15 protein-coding genes are annotated in these 16465 nt (G+C 67.3%); 8 read left to right on the top strand and 7 right to left on the bottom strand.

All coding sequences use genetic code 11. The features are described 5' to 3' along the window. Window positions 1-51: 51 nt before the first annotated feature. The gene (locus tag ACIA49_RS01930; protein WP_396375199.1) at window positions 52-1248 is read right to left on the bottom strand and encodes an MFS transporter; all 1197 of its coding nucleotides are present in this window, start codon (window positions 1246-1248) and stop codon (window positions 52-54) included. A gap of 212 nt (window positions 1249-1460) precedes the next feature. Here ACIA49_RS01930 and ACIA49_RS01925 point away from each other — a divergent pair, with 212 nt between their 5' ends. After that, window positions 1461-2051, top strand: a complete 591-nt coding sequence (locus tag ACIA49_RS01925; RefSeq protein ID WP_396375197.1) for a hypothetical protein — start codon at window positions 1461-1463, stop codon at window positions 2049-2051. Between the two features lie 65 nt (window positions 2052-2116). Here ACIA49_RS01925 and ACIA49_RS01920 read toward each other — a convergent pair whose 3' ends face one another. Further along, window positions 2117-2782, bottom strand: a complete 666-nt coding sequence (locus tag ACIA49_RS01920) for a hypothetical protein (RefSeq protein ID WP_396375196.1) — start codon at window positions 2780-2782, stop codon at window positions 2117-2119. 113 nt (window positions 2783-2895) lie between these two features. Between ACIA49_RS01920 and ACIA49_RS01915 the strand changes: the two genes are divergently transcribed. From ACIA49_RS01915 to ACIA49_RS01900, 4 genes are all read left to right on the top strand, one after another. Next, window positions 2896-3573, top strand: coding sequence for a response regulator transcription factor (locus tag ACIA49_RS01915; protein ID WP_396375195.1), 678 nt, complete (start codon window positions 2896-2898; stop codon window positions 3571-3573). Window position 3574: 1 nt separating this feature from the next. Beyond that, entirely contained in the window at window positions 3575-5056 is a 1482-nt protein-coding gene (locus tag ACIA49_RS01910; protein ID WP_396375194.1) for an ATP-binding protein, read from the top strand. 8 nt (window positions 5057-5064) lie between these two features. Continuing rightward, on the top strand, window positions 5065-5778 hold the full coding sequence (locus ACIA49_RS01905; RefSeq protein ID WP_396375193.1) for a peptide deformylase: 714 nt from the start codon (window positions 5065-5067) through the stop codon (window positions 5776-5778). Window positions 5779-5904: 126 nt separating this feature from the next. Continuing rightward, on the top strand, window positions 5905-7248 hold the full coding sequence (locus ACIA49_RS01900) for an FAD-dependent oxidoreductase (RefSeq protein ID WP_396375192.1): 1344 nt from the start codon (window positions 5905-5907) through the stop codon (window positions 7246-7248). Here the strand turns inward: ACIA49_RS01900 and ACIA49_RS01895 are convergent, their stop codons facing one another. The 3 genes from ACIA49_RS01895 to ACIA49_RS01885 all read right to left on the bottom strand — a co-directional run bounded on the left by ACIA49_RS01895 (window position 7249) and on the right by ACIA49_RS01885 (window position 11664). Further along, window positions 7249-7872 carry a VOC family protein gene (locus ACIA49_RS01895; protein ID WP_396375191.1) on the bottom strand — a complete coding sequence of 208 codons (624 nt, stop codon included), beginning with the start codon at window positions 7870-7872 and terminating at the stop codon, window positions 7249-7251. A gap of 436 nt (window positions 7873-8308) precedes the next feature. Continuing rightward, window positions 8309-11089, bottom strand: a complete 2781-nt coding sequence (locus ACIA49_RS01890; protein ID WP_396375190.1) for a hypothetical protein — start codon at window positions 11087-11089, stop codon at window positions 8309-8311. Further along, on the bottom strand, window positions 11086-11664 hold the full coding sequence (locus ACIA49_RS01885) for a hypothetical protein (RefSeq protein WP_396375189.1): 579 nt from the start codon (window positions 11662-11664) through the stop codon (window positions 11086-11088). Before ACIA49_RS01885 ends, ACIA49_RS01890 begins: the two co-directional genes overlap by 4 nt. 327 nt (window positions 11665-11991) lie before the next feature. Between ACIA49_RS01885 and ACIA49_RS01880 the strand changes: the two genes are divergently transcribed. Continuing rightward, a complete protein-coding gene (locus tag ACIA49_RS01880) occupies window positions 11992-12999 on the top strand; it encodes a 1-aminocyclopropane-1-carboxylate deaminase (protein WP_396375188.1) in 1008 nt (335 codons plus the stop codon). A gap of 11 nt (window positions 13000-13010) precedes the next feature. Further along, window positions 13011-13667, top strand: a complete 657-nt coding sequence (locus tag ACIA49_RS01875; RefSeq protein ID WP_396375187.1) for a GntR family transcriptional regulator — start codon at window positions 13011-13013, stop codon at window positions 13665-13667. A gap of 28 nt (window positions 13668-13695) precedes the next feature. Here ACIA49_RS01875 and ACIA49_RS01870 read toward each other — a convergent pair whose 3' ends face one another. After that, on the bottom strand, window positions 13696-14850 hold the full coding sequence (locus ACIA49_RS01870) for a serine hydrolase domain-containing protein (protein WP_396375186.1): 1155 nt from the start codon (window positions 14848-14850) through the stop codon (window positions 13696-13698). A 144-nt stretch (window positions 14851-14994) separates the two neighbouring features. Between ACIA49_RS01870 and ACIA49_RS01865 the strand changes: the two genes are divergently transcribed. Continuing rightward, complete coding sequence (locus ACIA49_RS01865; protein ID WP_396375185.1) at window positions 14995-15705, top strand: GNAT family N-acetyltransferase; 711 nt, start codon at window positions 14995-14997, stop codon at window positions 15703-15705. Here the strand turns inward: ACIA49_RS01865 and ACIA49_RS01860 are convergent. After that, window positions 15668-16414, bottom strand: a complete 747-nt coding sequence (locus tag ACIA49_RS01860; protein WP_396375184.1) for a DUF4184 family protein — start codon at window positions 16412-16414, stop codon at window positions 15668-15670. The genes ACIA49_RS01865 and ACIA49_RS01860 overlap by 38 nt on opposite strands. Between the last annotated feature and the right edge of the window lie 51 nt (window positions 16415-16465).

The raw sequence follows: 16465 nt of genomic DNA, 5'->3' as shown, positions 1-16465 counted from the left end.
AGCGGTTGATGGTGCTGACCGCGGATGTGGGGAGTGCGTCGTACGGGGCGCTTAGGGCTTTGGTTGGGTCCGCACGCTGAGGATGACGAAGCCGACGATGGCCAGGCTGGTCAGGGCGGCGGGGACGAAGAAGACCTGGGGGAGACCGATCGCGGCGACGCCGATCCCGCCGATCGTGCCGCCGATCGCGGAGCCGACCGGGATGGCGCCGAGGAAGACGCCGGACGCCGTACCGACGCCTTCGGGGTAGAGGTCCTGGGCGATCGAGACGCCGATCGCGGCCACGCAGGCCCAGAGGCCGGCGGTCAGGATCTGGCCGAGGAAGAGCATGCCGACGCCGGTACTGGTGGCGAAGGACAGGTTGCCGGCCAGGCCCATCACGACGCCACCGGTCATCACGGGCAGACCGCCGAAGCGGTCGGCTGCGCGGGCGACGACGGGCAGCAGGAGGAGTTCGACGAGCGGCTGGATGCCGATGACGGCACCACGGATTCCGTCGGACAGATGGAGCTCGTCGGCCATGTAGATCGGGAGGTAGCCGAACTTGATCGTGTCGCCGGTCATCGCCAGCACGCAGACGGTGGTGAACGCGAGCAACGGCAGCATGTGGGTGATCTCGCGCTTGCCCGATTCCCGGAGTCGCTGGGTTTGGTAGCGCTCGACGCGTTGGCGGCCGAAGGGGATGATCTGCGCGAAGACACAGATCGCGGTGGCGACGAGAAGCGAGCGGAGGCCGAAGACACCGCCGTACCAGCTGCCGAGGACCGGGCCGAGGATCCAGCCGAGCGTGAAGCCCATTCGGACGGTGGCGACGACGCGGTTGTCGGCCCGGGTGGGGTTGCGGCTGAGTTCGTCGCGGCAGGCGGCGAAGAGCTGGGCCATCGCGCCGCCGCCGATGCTCAGGACGACGACGCTGATCACGAAAGGCTGCCAGACGGCGTTCGTGGACGCCATTGCCAGCCAGCCGATAGTGCCGATGACGGCGCAGATCCGGAGGAGGCGGAGGCGGTCGTGGCTGCGGTCGGAGAGGCGGCCGAGCAGGTAGCCGGCGATCGGGGCAGCGAGGTTGGTGACGTAGTACAGGCCGGCTACGGGGAGCGGCGTACCGAGGTCGCGGACCAGGAAGAGCGTGAGCTGGGGAGTGGCGGCCGACATGCCGATGCCGGCGATCAGCAACGACAAGAACGCCGCTCGGTAGAACCGCGACCGGGCGACGACGTGCAGTGCGGACTCGGGCCGGTCGAACACGCTGCAAACGTTATCCGTTCATCCCGCCAGGTGCTGAGCCGTCTCGCCGTACGAGCTGCCGACCCTTTCGATCGAGGGTGAAAGGTCGGCGCCGAAGATCGATTTCCGTTCGATGGTGACGGAAAGGCTGGCCGGGGTGAGACCGGGATGGAACGTTGTCCGCTCAGTCAAGCGCCACCAGATCGCGACTCGGCCCGACCAGGAGGAGCTTCATGAAGGCACGTGCACTTCGGCGAACAGTAGCGGTTCTCACAGCAGGACTCGCCGTGCTCGGACTTGCGGGACCGGGCCTCAGCCAGGCGGCGCCCACGCCCGGCGCGATGCCGTCCGTGGGCAGCTCCGTGGACGGGCAGCAGCGGGCCGCCGCGATCCAGCAGGAGATGGCCTGGCAGCTCGCGCACACACCTGGTGGTCGCCAGGTGGGCACGAACAAGATCGTCTGGGACAAGATGGGCGTCGAGCTGACGCTGCCGATGCCGGGCGACAAGACGACGATGGCCAACTGTGCCTACCGGCTGGTCTGCGTGTTCGGCGACACCGACTACAACAACGGTCCGGACGTGCAGCCGTGGGTGCTGGGCTTCTACGACTGCGGTTTGTTCGACCTGGGCCAATGGGGCCGGCGGAACCAGGCGTCCTCGTGGGACAACAACCAGACCCCGGGGACCGTCGCCTGGATCTACTACTACCGCGACGAGAACAACACGCAGAACGGCTTCATCCAGATCCAGTCGTCGATCGCGCCGCAGCAGGACCCGACGATCAGTTGGAACGATGCGGTGGACCTGATCCGTCCCTGCTGAGCTGTCCGAGCGCACGAGCCGGCCGAGGTGAACTCGGCCGGCTCGGTTGCGTTCCGGTACGACGCTCAGTCGTCGTCGTGGCCCGAACCGTGCTTGCCGTGGTCGTCGCCACCCTTGTCATCGGACCCGCCGCTCTGGTGCTTGCCGCTGTCGTCGGAGCGCGTGGCCTTGTTCTCGGCGCGGTCGTGAGCGGTGTCGTTGCCGCTGTCGTCGGACCGGGTTGCCTTGTTCTCAGCCCGGTCGTGGGCGCTGTCGTCGGAGCGCGTGGTCTTGTTCTCCGCGCGGTCGTGGGCGGTGTCGTTGCCGCTGTCGTCCGAGCGGTCGGCTTTGTTCTCGGCGCGGTCCTGGGCGCTGTCGCGACCGCTGTCGTCGGAGCGGTCGTCTGCGTGGTCGTCGCCGTGGTTGTCGGCGCGGTTCGAGAGGAGCTTGCCGTTGGCGTCGTAGCTCAGCTCACGCCAGCCAGCCGTGGTGTGCACGTCCAGCTCCCACTTGCTGTTGTCCCAGTCGACGTCGGCCACCACGCCACCCGGGACGTCCTTCAGAGCCTGCTCGACCGCCTTCGCCGCGGTCAGCGATCCGGTCGGTACGTCGGCCGGGCGGCTGGCCGTCGGGCTGCTGGTGGGGGAGGCGCTGGGCGTGGGCTTGTCGTCGGACTGGACGGCGTACGCGGTGGCGACCCCGCCGGTGGCGAGGACGGCGGCGGTGCTCAGGGTCAGTGCGAGGCGCTTCATCAGGCGGCCTTTCGGTGGGGAACTTGCTGACACGAATGACCTTGCCAACCCGTCCTGAAGCGGTCCTGAAGGAACCTGAAGCGGGCTTCAGGCGGGCATGTCAGGCTGGGGGCATGCGGTTGCTGATCGTCGAGGACGAGAAACGGCTGGCCAATTCGCTCGCGCGAGGCCTGGTCGCCGAGGGATTCGTGGTGGACGTCGCGTACGACGGACTCACCGGGCTCGACCGCGCCCAGAGCGGTGAGTACGACCTGATCCTGCTCGACATCATGCTGCCCGGCCGTAACGGTTATCGCGTCTGCGCCGACCTGCGCGCGGCCGGCGACGAGACGCCGGTGCTGATGCTGACCGCGAAGGACGGCGAGTACGACGAGGCCGAGGGACTCGACACCGGCGCCGACGACTACCTGACCAAGCCGTTCTCGTACGTCGTCCTGCTGGCCCGGATCCGCGCGCTCCTGCGTCGCCGTACCAGGGGAGCAGCACCCGTGATCGAGCTCGGCGACCTGCGGGTCGACCCGGCCGCGCGCCGGGTGTTCCGGGGGTCCGACGAGGTCGAGCTGACCGCGAAGGAGTACGCCGTACTGGAGCATCTCGCCACGAATGCCGGGCAGGTGGTGTCGAAGACGCAGATCCTCGACCACGTCTGGGACGCGGCGTACGACGGCGATCCGAACATCATCGAGGTCTACGTGAGTGCGCTGCGTCGCAAGCTGGACGCGCCGTTCGGCCGCAAGGCGATCACCACCGTGCGCGGCTCCGGCTACCGCCTGGCGCGGGACGGTGGCTGATATGCGCGGCTCCCTCCGAACCCGAACCACAGTCGCCGCCACGGCGGTGGTCGCGGTCGCTCTCGTGATCGCCGGACTGGCCGTCGTACTGCTGCTGCGTTCCAACCTCGCCAGCCAAGCTCAACTGCAAGCAGAGGTCACCGCGCAGCAACTCGCGTCCCAGTTGGCCGGCGGTACGGCGATCGCCAAGCTCGACCTGGATGACGAACGCCCGGTTCGCATCACCGACGCGAACGGCAAGGTGCTCGCCGCCAGCGAGGGCTTGTCCGCCGTCGACAGCAGGGCAGTGCAGCCGGCCCGGCCGACTCCAGTGCCAACGGTGAAGCCGAAGCCAATCCCGACGCCGACGCCTTCGCCGACTGATGACAATGACAGCCGTGGCCGCGGACGCGGGCGAGACGATAACCCCGATGACGAAGACACGCCGACCCCGACACCGACACAGCCGGCGGGGCGGGTGGCCGACGGCGACGCGAGCTACTCCACCGGTACGGCGACGGTCGACGGCCGGACCGCGGACTACCGCTTCGCCGCACTGAAGGTGACCCTGCCGAAGGGCGCCGGCGAAGTCACCGTCCAGGCCGGTGCCGAACTCGCCACCGCACGGGACGCAGTCTCGAGCGTGAGCCGGACCATGCTCATCGGCCTGCCGCTCCTGCTCGCGGTCGTTGCCTTGGTCACCTGGATGGTGACCCGCCGCGCGCTGGCGCCAGTCGAGGCGATCCGCGCCGAGCTCGCCGGCATCACCGGTTCCCGCGACCTACGCCGCCGCGTCCCCGTGCCCGAGTCCCGCGACGAGGTCGCCCGCCTCGCCCGTACGACGAATGACACGCTGACCGCGCTGGAGACCTCAGTCGCCCAGCAACGTGGTTTCGTCGCGGACGCATCCCATGAACTCCGGAGCCCGATCGCCTCGCTCCGTACCCAGCTCGAGGTCGCCGCGGCCCACCCCGAGCTCCTCGAACTCGACGAGCTGATCGCGGACACCATCCGGCTGCAGCACCTCGCCGCCGACCTGCTCCTGCTCGCTCGTCTCGACGCGGGCGACCACCCTGATCCCGAGCGGATCCACGTCTCCGACCTCGTCCGCGATGCCATCGACGGCCGGACCGCGCGGTTGGAGATCACCGGTGAACCGGTTGTCCTGGGCAACAAAACCCGCTTGGCCCGGGTTCTCAGCAATCTGCTGGACAACGCTGAACGTCATACCAGCAAGGAGATTCGCGTCGTCGTGAGCACTGTTGACGGGCAGGCTGTGATCCAGGTCCAGGACGACGGGTCCGGCGTACCGGAGGCCGATCGGGAGCGGATCTTCGAGCGCTTCGTCCGCCTCGACGACGCCCGCAGCCGCGACGAGGGTGGCGCCGGTCTCGGCCTCGCCATCGCCCGCGACCTCGCCCAGTCCCACGGCGGAACTCTCACCGTCAGCGACTCACCCGCCGGCGGCGCCTCCTTCGACCTGAGGCTCCCACTCGCCACATAATGGTGCGCATGGCACTGACCCGGCGTACCTTGCTCACCGGTGCCGCGGCGTTGCCGTTGGCCGGTTCTGTCCAGACAGCCTCAGGAGTTGGCATCGTGAAGGACCAGATCGAGGAGCTCGTCGACAAGTACGGCGATGGCGGCGTGGCGCCGATCGTGTCGCTCGGCGACGCCGTACTGCGGCAGGTCGCGGAGCCGTTCGACGGTCAGGTGGACGCCGCCGTACTGGCCGAGTTCATCGAGTTGATGAAGCGCACGAACCGGGCGGCTCCCGGTGTCGGCTTGGCCGCGCCGCAGATCGGCGTACCGGTGCAGATCGCCGTACTGGAGGATCCGGCCACGGTTCCGGCCGAGATCGCCGAAGCGCGGCATCGCTACAAGCTGGAGTTCTTCGCCGCGATCAACCCGACCTACCGCTCGGCCGGGCACCGCCGGGTAGGCTTCTTCGAGGGCTGCCTGAGCATGCCCGGCTACACCGCTGTCGTGAACCGCTACTTCGCCGTCCACGCCAGCTTCGACGACCCGTCCGGCGAGACGCACCACAAGACCTTCGAGGGTTGGCAGGCGCGGATCGTGCAGCACGAGACCGACCACCTGCGCGGCACGGTCTACGTGGACAAGCTCGAGACGCGCTCCCTGTGCACCATCGAGAACTACAGCGCCAACTGGGCCGACCCCGTCCCCACCCGAGCCGCGAAGGCCTTGGGCTTCGAGTTGGAGTAGGCAAGCACAGGTCCGCAGGCTTGTGAAATGAATCTCAAGGTGTGGAACGAGTCGGGATCGATGCCGAAGGCTCGTTAAAGTTAGGACTACCTAACTCATTCGAGTCACTGTGAGGGACTGCAGCTTGTGAAGGATCTCCGCATCGCCGTCATCGGTGCCGGACCTGCCGGTATCTACGCCGCCGACATCGTGACCAAGGAGCACCCGACCGCTCAGGTGGACCTGATCGAGCGGCTGCCCGCACCGTTCGGCCTCGTCCGGTACGGCGTCGCCCCGGATCACCCGCGGATCAAAGAAATCATCAAGGCGCTGCACCGCGTGCTGCAGCACGAGCGGATCCGGTTCATCGGCAACGTCACGTACGGCGTGGACCTCAAGCTCGACGACCTGCGCCGGCACTACGACGCGGTGATCTTCGCGACCGGCGCGATCACCGACCGGCCGCTGGACATCCCGGGTGTCGACCTGCCCGGCAACTACGGCGCCGCGGACTTCGTCAGCTGGTACGCCGGACATCCCGACGTACCGCGGGAATGGCCGCTCGAGGCGCGTGAGGTCGCCGTACTGGGTGCCGGCAACGTGGCGCTCGACATCGCGCGGATGCTGGCCAAGCCGGCCGACGAGCAGCTCAGCACCGAGATCGCGGACAACGTGTACCAGGGCCTGAAGCTCAACCAGGCAACGGATATCCACGTCTTCGCGCGGCGCGGGCCGGCCCAGATCAAGTTCACGCCGATGGAACTGCGCGAGCTGTCGCACTCGCCGTCGGTCGACGTGATCGTGCACCCCGAGGGCTTCGAGATCGACGAGGCGAGCCAGGCCGCGATCAGCTCCAGCAAGAGCACCCGCCTGGTCGTCGACACGCTGCTCAAGCACCTCGATGCCGAGCCGACCGGTGCACCGCACCGCATCCACATCCACCTCTGCCACGCGCCGGTCGAGGTCCTCGGCACCGACCGCGTCGAGGGTCTGCGCACCGAGAAGACCCAACTGCAGGGCGACGGCACCGCTCGCGGGACCGGTGAGTACGTCGATACGCCGGTGCAGGCCGTCTATCGCGCCGTCGGGTACCTCTCGTCGCATCTGCCCGAGCTGCCGTTCGACCACCAGGCTGGGGTTATCACCAACGACCGCGGTCGCGTGCTGGACCTGGACGGCGTACCGCTGGAAGGCATGTACGTCACGGGCTGGATCAAGCGCGGCCCGATCGGCCTGATCGGCCACACCAAGTCCGACGCGGCCGAGACGATCGCCAACCTGCTCGCCGACGCCGACACCCTGCCGAGCCCCGAGGTCTCCGACCCCGACGCGATCATCAACCACCTGGTCGCGAACGGCGCCACCATCGTCGACCGCGACGCCTGGGCCCGCCTCGACGCCCACGAGATCGCCCTCGGCGACCCTCACGGCCGCGAGCGCATCAAGGTCGTCCCGCGCGAAGACATGCTCCGCGCGGCTCTTCCGGAGTAACTACTCGGGGAGTTCCTGGCCGGTCCGGTCCGCGATCATGTACGACGCGTACCAGGCCGGCCACTGCTCGTCGTACTCGCCGCCGTGCCGCTTCTCATGCTCACCATGCGCCGCGGCCGCGCGCTGCAACGCCGCGGTCAGATCCTCCACCGACTCGTACGTCGCCTCGGTCACGCGCCCCGGAAGCCTGGTGGTGACCTCCTGGAGCAGCCACGTGTTGCCGTCAGGGTCCTGGAACGTGGCGAACGACCCGTAGCTACCAGCGTTCTCGTCGCGTCCCTCCGCGCGATTGGCCGCACCCGGCACGAACTGCGCACCCGGTGCCCCAGGGTGGAAGACCTCGCTGACCTCCACACCGAGCTTGGTCAGATCACTACGCGCCGCCTCGATGTCATCCACCACCAAATAGATGCCTTGCGCCGAACCAGGCTCCGCGGTGGTCACCGCCGTACCGAACTGAACCGAAGCCGGCGACCCCGGCGGCGTGAACTGAACGATCCGGAACCCGTTGTCAAAGGCAAAGTCCGCATCCTCCCGCCACCCGAGCCCCGCGTAGAACGCCTTAGCCCGGTCCACATCCGCAACCGGCACAACAACCGCCTCAAGCTTCAGATCCGTACCCATCGCTCTCCTCCTCCGCCCAGTACCGCCTACCGACTCCAACCCCCAACCCACCCACCCCATTCCACCAACTCCCCGCGCAACGTCCGAACAATCGAAGAGCGTGGTCGGCATGTCTTCGGACGCTAGCGCCACAGCCGGCCCAGCGACAGAACCCGGTACGACGTTGAGCACGGCTTGACCGTTTCGACGGGTGTTGTGTGGTTGATGGGTGCCGCGGTGAGTGGGTGGGAGGCGGACCGCCAGCACTCACTAACCTGCCCAGTGCCGGGTGCGGCACGCTCAGGCCGGAGGTGGGAACGGCTGTCGGAGGCGCTTGGTGAGTGGGAGCGGTCCGCCTCCACAACCGACGTGCCCGAGCAGGCAAAGCCGCGCACCCGCGGGCGGATGGTCGGGGACCAGGTCGTGGCCGGTACCGCGACCTGGTCCCCAGCAAAGGTCAGTGCCGAGCGCGCCGACGGATCATCCCCGTCGCCCCGATCGCCACCCCGAACAGCGCCAGCCCAGCCAGCAACCGAATCCAGCTCCGCCCACCCTCACCAGTAGCCGAAGCCAGCTTCAGCGAGTACGCCGTCGCGCTAGCCGCACCGTCAGGAGCTCCATACGGCATCGACTCGGTCTTCGCCCGGTCAGCCGCAGCCGCCAACATCGAGTACCGACGCCCGAAGTCCAGGACAGTATCCGCACCCTTCTTCTGCAGGGCCTGCGCCCCCTCAGTAGAAAGCCTCTTGGCGCCATCCGGGATCCCCGTCGCCTTGTCGGCGGCTGTCGTCAAGCCCGCCGCCAACTTCCCCGATCCATCGGTCGCCGACCCGATCCCCGTAGCCAGCTCCTTGGATCCGCTCGCCAACTGATCAGTCCCGTCCTTCGCCGTCCCCAGGCCATCGGCCAGCTGCCCCGTTCCATCGGAGAGCAGGAACAGCCCGTTGTCCAACCGCTTGGTCCCGCCAACGAAGACACCAACACCGGCGTTGAGCCTGCCAGTTCCGTGAGCGAGCGTCCCGGCACCCGCCTTCAGCACCCCGGTTCCGTTGGCAAGCGTTCCGGCGCCGGTCTTGAGCTGCCCGCTGCCGGTGACGAGCGAACCCATACCGCCGTCGACCTGGTCTGCGCCATCCGACAGTTGGGTGAGCCCGGCCAGCAACGTCTTGCCGCCGGCCTGGATCTGGCCCACGCCCACCTGCAATCCGTTGATGCCACCCCGCAGCGTCTTGTTGGTGGGAGTGTCCTTCGGCGTCCCGATGCCACCCTGCACGCTGGTGACCACGCCGGACACCAGTTGACTGATGCCGGCGTCCAGCGCTGCCAGCCCCTGGGTCAGGCCAGGCTTCGAGTCCGGGCATCCTGCGACTCGGTTGTCGAGCCCGCACTCGAGCTGTGCAAGACCTGGTACGGCGCGCTGCGTCAACCGGCCCTTCAGATAAGCGAGTGCGACCTGGAGCTTGGCCGAGTCGGGCAACGGTGAATCCAGATCGCCGGGCCCGTCGTCGAAATCACCCATCTTGGCGATCACCGAGTCCAGGATCAGCTTCTTGACCGCGTTGGTCTCCGGTCCGACGTTCAATGCTCCAGCAGGGCCGTTCAGCTGTGCGGCCGCGGCGCCGTAGCACTCCTCGGAGTAGGTGCCGACCGGCTTGCCGTTGCTGACTGCCTTGAGTGCATCGGAGGCGCAGTAGACGCCACCGCGCATCTTGTCGATGCCCGGTCCGGATGCCGCGAGCTGATCCTTCAAGCGCTCCAAGCCACCGAGCAGAGTTCCGGCAGAGTCGACGGAGCCGATTCCCGCGCGGAGCTGGGCCACACCTGTGTGCAGTGCCTCGGCCTTGTCCGGCAGTTGGCCAACACCGCCGTACATCTGGGTGAGTCCGTCCTGGACACCCTTGAGTCCGCCGCTGACCTTGTTCAGTCCGTCGATCAGCTCGGGCGCCTTGCCGGTGACCTGGTTCAGACCGGAGGCGAGCTGGCCGGTACCGGTCTTGAGCTTGCCCGCCCCGGCGTTCACGTCGTTCGCGCCCTGGGCCACCTTGCCTGCGCCGGTATTCAGGTCGCCTGCGCCCTTGGCGAGTTTGTTCGCGCCGGTATTCAGGTCCCTGGTTCCGTCGGCGAGTTGGCCGGCGCCGGTGTTCAGCTGGTCTGCGCCTGCGGCGGCTTCGCCCATCTTGGTGCGGAGCAACGACGCTCCGGTATCCAGTTTGCCGAGGCCACCGGCTAGTTGGGCGAGGCTTGTGGAGACCTTGTTCGCGCCGGGGGCGATCTTGTTCGACAGACCTTCGTTGAGGGTTTTGGCGCCGGCGTTCAGTTGCAACAAGCCGCTGAGGAGTTTCTCGGAGCCGTCGCGGAGCTTGATGAGGTTGGTGTCGAGCTCGGTGCCGCCTTCGACCAGGTCGGTGCCCTTTTCGGCGCCGCTTTCGTAGCCTGTGACCGCTGTCTTGAAGGTCGGGCTGTCGAGGGGGCTTACTGGTAAGGCGGTTAGCTCGGCTTCGGGGACGATGGCGTCCTTGACCTGGGCGGACCAGCCGAACTCGGCGGTGGCTGCGCCTACTGGCGGGAAGAGGGTCACCGTGAAGCTGAGTTTGGTGCCGCCCTTGCCGTCGCCGGCTTTGTTGGCTTCGTTCGAGGTGACGTCGCCGAACTCGGGTGGGAGGACCGTGGTCAGTTGGCCGACCATGGGGATGACGACGTCGGCCTGTTCTTTCACCTGTTTGCCGTAGCCGTCGGTGATGGTGATCTCTTCGGAGTGGGCCGAGGTGTTCTCGACGACGTAGTGGGCTTCGAGGTGACCTTTCTTACCGACGACGTCGCCGGGCTTCTTGAGCTGCTTGCCGTTCAGGGTGTAGGTGACCGCGACCTTGATCGGGAGCTTTTTCTTGTCGTAGTCGCTGACGGTTCGCAGGCGTTGTTCGCCGTCGACGGTGGTGTCGACGGTCATCTTGCCGTCCTTGACGGTGTAGCCGCCCCAGCCGTCGAGGTTGCGGATGCCCTTGTCTGACACGGGATTGGTGACCTTCACCTTGCCCTTGCCGACCAAGGCGAGCTGTTCGTAGATGCGGGCGCTGTCGACCTTGCCGCTGGGGTCGAGGCGCGCTTGTACGGTCTCGGTGTTGGTGACTGCGACCGGGTCAGCGGTGGCTGTTGCCAGCGCCGGTGACGTGGCCAGGACGAAGACGGTGGGGACGGCGATGGCGGCGGCCAGTCCCCGGGTGATCCGGCGGGCGGTCACGGACGCTCTCCTTCGGTGGTGGCGAACTCGCGGGTCGGGGCCTCGTCAGGTGTTGGTTCATCAGCTGCAGGTGGAACCGCAGCTGGTGCACGTCCGGGCCATTGGAGCGAGGTCGCCAGGAACCCGATCCCTGCCGCGAGCAACACGCCCGTCGCCGCCGACGGCGACTCGGCCAGGAACGCCGGACTGTCCGCCGTGTAGCTCTCCTCATACACAGCCACCATCGCGGCCGCGCCCAACAGCAATGTCCACAACGGAAGCCGATTCCCCGACCCCGCCGCGAACACCACGCACACGGCCACGACAACAACGGCCGCGACCGCTCGCCCGGAGGCCGAGTCCGGCAGATACAGAGCCCGTACGGCGAACCCGAGCCAGGCCACGAACAGCCCGATCAGGAACCCGATCGCTCGCTGGGCCGGGGTTCGTTCCTGCACCAGCCCCACCACACCCCCCAGGGCCCCACCGACCAGAGCCACGTGCTGCGTGTTCAGACCGAGAGCTTCCCCGACCAGACACAACAGACCCGCGACCACGGCCAGCAGAGCACCGCATAGCAAGGTACTGCGCTGCATTGAGTCCTCCACCTCACTGTCGGACTCCGGGACCCCCTCCGGAAAATCCAAGATTCACGTACTTGAACTACCGTTCAGTACGAAGCTGATGGACGTTCCTACCAGGCGGTAACCACCTGCGGCAATAACGGAGCGATACCGAGTCGCCGCATCCTCGTAAATACCCCTGAATCCACGATATTGCTCACGAAATTCAAGTGTTTGAAGGGCTTTTCGCCCGCCTTTGCCAGGACATGCAAGCCCCGACGGTCACCGTCGGTAGGTCTGGACAGGAGCCGCCGAAGACGCTGTAATATGCGATATATTGCACATCGCTGAGGAGCGCAGATGGCCCTGGACGACTTCGATCGGTACCCGCTGCTGTTCGGGCCAAGCCCGATCCATCCGTTGGACCGCATGACGGCTCACCTGGGTGGGGCGCGGGTCTGGGCCAAGCGGGAGGACTGCAACAGCGGACTCGCGTACGGCGGTAACAAGACGCGCAAGCTGGAGTACCTGGTCCCGGAGGCGTTGGCGCAGGGCGCGGACACCTTGGTCACCATCGGGGGAGTGCAGTCGAACCACACGCGTCAGGTCGCGGCTGTGGCGGCGAAGGTCGGGCTGAAGGCGATCCTGTTGCAGGAGAGCTGGGTGGACTGGCCGGACCCGGTGAACGACAAGGTCGGCAACATCCTGCTCAGCCGGATCATGGGAGCGCAGGTCCGGTTGGTCGAGGCCGAGTTCGGGATCGGGCTCAAGGACAGCTGGCACCAGGCGCTCGACGAAGTGCGCGCCGACGGAGGTACGCCGTACGCGATCCCTGCTGGTGCTTCGGATCATCGGCTCGGCGGGCTCGGATTCGCCAACTGGGCTTACGAAGTGGAGCAGCAGGAGCGCCAGCTCGGCGTCTTCTTCGACACGATCGTCGTCTGCAGTGTCACCGGCAGCACGCAGGCCGGGATGATCGCCGGGTTCGCCGGTCAGGGTCGGCCGCGGCGCGTGCTCGGAATCGACGCGTCGGCCAAGCTCGCCGAGACCCACGCGCAGGTGGAGAAGATCGCCCGGTCCACCGCCGAACTGATCGGCCTCGGCCGCGACCTGCGCGACGACGAGATCACTGTGCTCGAAGGCTGGGCCGGCGACCTGTACGGCGTACCGGTGCAGTCGACTCTGGACGCGATCCGGCTCACGGGCCGGTTGGAGGGGATGATCATCGACCCGGTCTACGAGGGGAAGTCGATGGCCGCACTGATCGATCTCGTCCGCGACGGTGAGATCGGCAAGGACTCGAATGTCTTGTATGCGCACCTCGGTGGTCAGCCTGCCCTCAACGCCTACAGCGGACTCTTCCGGTAGGTTGCGGTCGCATGCCGGTGCCCAAGGAACGCGCGGTCGTCCCGCGCTCACTGCTGCGCGAGGACGCCTATCGGGCGATCCGCGATGCGATCGTCAAAGGTGAGCTCGCACCCGGCGAACGCCTGAACGACGCCGACCTCTCGGAGTGGCTCGGAGTCAGTCGTACGCCGGTCCGTGAGGCGCTCGCGCGGCTGGAACAGGCCGGGCTGGTGCAGACCAAGCCCGGGCGCTACACGATGGTCAGCCCGCTCGACGCCCGCGCCCTCCGCGAGGCCCAGTTGGTCACCGCCGCCATGCACGAACTGGCTGTCCGCGAAGCGGTCCCACACCTCGCTGCCGCCGACCTGGCCGAGATGCGCGCCGCCAACGCCCGCTTCGCCAAGGCGCTGCGGGCCACTGACGTCGACGCCGCTCTCCAGGCCGACGACGACTTCCACGCCGTACCGGTCCGGGTCAGTGCGAACCAGGCGGTCGCTGCTGTGCTCGACCAGTACACGCCGGCTCTTCGTCGCATCGAACGGCTTCGCTTCGGTTCCCTGAGCGGACGCGAATCAGTTGCCCAGCACAACGTGATCATCGACCACTGCGCAGCGGGCGATGCCGAGGCAGCTGCCGACGCGGCCCGAACCAACTGGCTCACCCTGGTACCGCTGATCGCCTCGCTCTAGGTGAGCGAGGCGACTGCGGCTGGGGTGGTCAGCTGCAGAGCGCGGTGTCCAGAGTCTTGGCCACTCGCTTGGCATCCTCCATGGTGGTCGGCAGTGCGGTGACTGCGACGGCGGCCTCGCGGCCATCCGGGGTGACGGCGTTGCGGGTCTCGAAGCCGGGGATGTCGCCGCCGTGGGTCCAGGCGAATCCACCACAGGACAAGGCAAGCTTCGCGATCCCGAGTCCGTACTCGCCGTCGCCGTTGACGTCCAGATCGGGTGCGTGCACGGTGTGGAGCATCTCCTGCAACTGGGCCGGCTTGAGGAGCTTGCCGTTGATCAGCGCGCTGAAGAACTTGTTCAGATCACCAGGCGTGGCGATCATCTGCCCTGCTGCCCAACCCATCGACGGCTCGGATTCCGTCACATCGGTGGCCGGGCCGTCCGGGGTTGTCTTGTAGTACCCCTTCGGGTGCGGGCCGAGGATACGCTGGTCGCCGAGCGCCGGCCAGTACGTGTCACGCAGACCCGCGCGCTCGATCACTCGGCGGGTGATCTCCTCGCCGACCGGGCGTCCGGTGACCTTCTGGATGATCAGCCCGGCCAGGATGTAGTTGGTGTTGCTGTACTCCCAATTGGTGCCGGGGGCAAACAATGCCTTCTTCCGCAGCGCCTCGTCGAGCATCTGCCGCGGTTCCCAATAGGTGTGCTGCAGCGGCAGATAGTCCGTGCCGAAGATCTCGTCGTAGTCCGGGATGCCGCTGGTGTGCTGCAGTAGCTGGCGGACGGTGATCTTGCGGCCGTCGATACCGTCGCCGCGGACCAGCCCTGGTAGATAGGTGTCGACCGGTCGGTCGAGTCCGATCTTGCCTTCGCCCACCAACTGCAGGAGGACGACCGACGTGAAAGTCTTGGTATTGCTACCGATTCGGACCCGGCTGGCCCGCGGAACGGGAGCCCCGGTGGCGAGATCACCAACACCGGCTGTGTAGGTCCGCGACTTCCCCTGTCGGTCGCGGACCGTGGCGATCGCTCCCGGAAAGGCCGGGCCCTGCACCAGAGCGTTCAAGCTCTGCTGCACTGCGTTGTTCGGCCGGGTCAGCTCGGCGGCCGGCGCGGCCGACGAGACCGCCGCCGTACCAACGAGTGCTGCGGTTACGACCGCGGCTAGCAGACCGAACCGGCGGCGAGATGATGACGACATCAGGGACTCCTTGGGATGGGCGTTTGCGAACACCCCAAACGCTATGGACGATTCCACCGCCGAACCATCCGGCCAGCCAGAGACTCTTGGTAGGGCTAGCCCTACCATCACAAACTGTCGGAGCCCTGTCGTAGGTTCGTTGCCATGAACGATCTTCACCTGGCCAACAAGAACGGAGCCGCCTTCTGGCGCGCACTCGGACCGGCTCGTGGTTATGAGCTGATCGAGCGTCCAGGGTTTCTCGCCGCCCTCGATCCGATACGCAACGGACTCCGCGTCGTCCTGACATCGGACCAACCGCCGGCCGCGGATCTCGCCGAGCTGACCGACCTGCTCACGAGCCGGGCCTGGCCACGCGTGACGATCGAGGATCCGTACGGCGTTGTCTCGCCACCGCTGACACCCGCCCGATGGCCGGTGATGATCCGCCCGGCCGCGCCGCTGCCCGAGCCGACGGTCGACGTGGTGCACGTGCGGACCGAGGAGCAGCTCGCCGCGGTCGACAAGGTCGTGGTGGAAGGGTTCCCGCTACCGCACTTCCAGCCGTACGGAAGTGCGGCCGCCGTCCCGCCCGCTCTGCTGTCCAGTCCCGGATTCGACGCCTACCTGATCGCGGTCGACGGTCAATGGGCCGCTGCCGGCGCGACGATCACCCAGGACGACGTGGCCGGCGTCTACTTCGTGACCACGCGACCCGAGTTCCGCGGCCACGGCCTGGCCCGCCAGCTGATGTACGCCGTCCTGCGTGAGCTCGACCCGCTGCCCGTCACACTGACCGCGGCTGCCCCCGCGCAGCACCTCTATCAATCCCTGGGCTTCACGACGATCGCCGAGTCGACATGGTGGTCGAGTTAGCGGCGGTTACGAGTCGCCAGGCGGCGGCGTAGAGCAGAAGGGCGATCGCGAAGGCGGCGCCCGCTCGCTTGATCGCTCCCGTGAGCACGCCTTCGGCGACGGCGGTCCAGGTGTCGGTCGCCTCGCGGTAGGCGACGAAGTCGGAGTGCGCCAGTACGACGGCGCCGAGCACCGGAGCTGCGATCAGGAGAGCGATGGTCACCCGGCGCAGCCCGGGCTTGAGCGTGGGCTCGCCCCGGAACTGGCTGCGGTGCTTCCAGAGATACCAGCCGATCACGACGAGCCCGAATGCCGTACTCGCGTATTGGAGTAGTCGTGGAACCGGCACGAAGTCGGCGTCGGTCAGGAAGTCCCACAGGAGATGCGTGCCAGCCCCGATGAGGGCCGAAAGGATCAGCCACAGGATGTTTGGTCGCCCGAGCTTCGGGAGTGCCAGTCCGAGCGCGGTGACCGGTGCCCTCAGCAACAAATAGGCCCCGATCAGAACGGCTGTGTAGAACAGATCGATCGGTAGCCCGGCGAGGGAATGGGTGGTGGTCGCATTGAGGAACGAGCCGTACCAGTCGTCCGCGCTGGTCGAGGTAATCCCGGCGGCGGTCAGGAAGTACGGCGCGTCCGGGGCCATCGAGCCGGCGATCAGTGCGACCGGGACGAACGGATGACGCAGCAGCGGAAGGACCGCGGCCGGGTGGGCCAGGGTGAAGGGCATGGCGAGCTCTCCTCTGCTGCGCGGATAGTACGCTGCAGAGAATACTCACTT

The organism is Kribbella sp. NPDC051587 (genome assembly GCF_044453945.1).
Taxonomy (GTDB): domain Bacteria; phylum Actinomycetota; class Actinomycetes; order Propionibacteriales; family Kribbellaceae; genus Kribbella.
The sequence above is the reverse complement of the archived record's forward strand: the minus strand, read 5'-3'. Positions and strand labels throughout refer to the sequence as shown.

Bases quoted from the DNA above. Each gene is read 5' to 3' on its own strand.
- ACIA49_RS01925 (WP_396375197.1), top strand. From the start codon at position 1,461: ATGAAGGCACGTGCACTTCGGCGAACAGTAGCGGTTCTCACAGCAGGA.
- ACIA49_RS01920 (WP_396375196.1), bottom strand. From the start codon at position 2,782: ATGAAGCGCCTCGCACTGACCCTGAGCACCGCCGCCGTCCTCGCCACC.
- ACIA49_RS01915 (WP_396375195.1), top strand. From the start codon at position 2,896: ATGCGGTTGCTGATCGTCGAGGACGAGAAACGGCTGGCCAATTCGCTC.
- ACIA49_RS01910 (WP_396375194.1), top strand. From the start codon at position 3,575: ATGCGCGGCTCCCTCCGAACCCGAACCACAGTCGCCGCCACGGCGGTG.
- ACIA49_RS01905 (WP_396375193.1), top strand. From the start codon at position 5,065: ATGGCACTGACCCGGCGTACCTTGCTCACCGGTGCCGCGGCGTTGCCG.
- ACIA49_RS01895 (WP_396375191.1), bottom strand. From the start codon at position 7,872: ATGGGTACGGATCTGAAGCTTGAGGCGGTTGTTGTGCCGGTTGCGGAT.
- ACIA49_RS01885 (WP_396375189.1), bottom strand. From the start codon at position 11,664: ATGCAGCGCAGTACCTTGCTATGCGGTGCTCTGCTGGCCGTGGTCGCG.
- ACIA49_RS01880 (WP_396375188.1), top strand. From the start codon at position 11,992: ATGGCCCTGGACGACTTCGATCGGTACCCGCTGCTGTTCGGGCCAAGC.
- ACIA49_RS01875 (WP_396375187.1), top strand. From the start codon at position 13,011: ATGCCGGTGCCCAAGGAACGCGCGGTCGTCCCGCGCTCACTGCTGCGC.
- ACIA49_RS01870 (WP_396375186.1), bottom strand. From the start codon at position 14,850: ATGTCGTCATCATCTCGCCGCCGGTTCGGTCTGCTAGCCGCGGTCGTA.
- ACIA49_RS01865 (WP_396375185.1), top strand. From the start codon at position 14,995: ATGAACGATCTTCACCTGGCCAACAAGAACGGAGCCGCCTTCTGGCGC.
- ACIA49_RS01860 (WP_396375184.1), bottom strand. From the start codon at position 16,414: ATGCCCTTCACCCTGGCCCACCCGGCCGCGGTCCTTCCGCTGCTGCGT.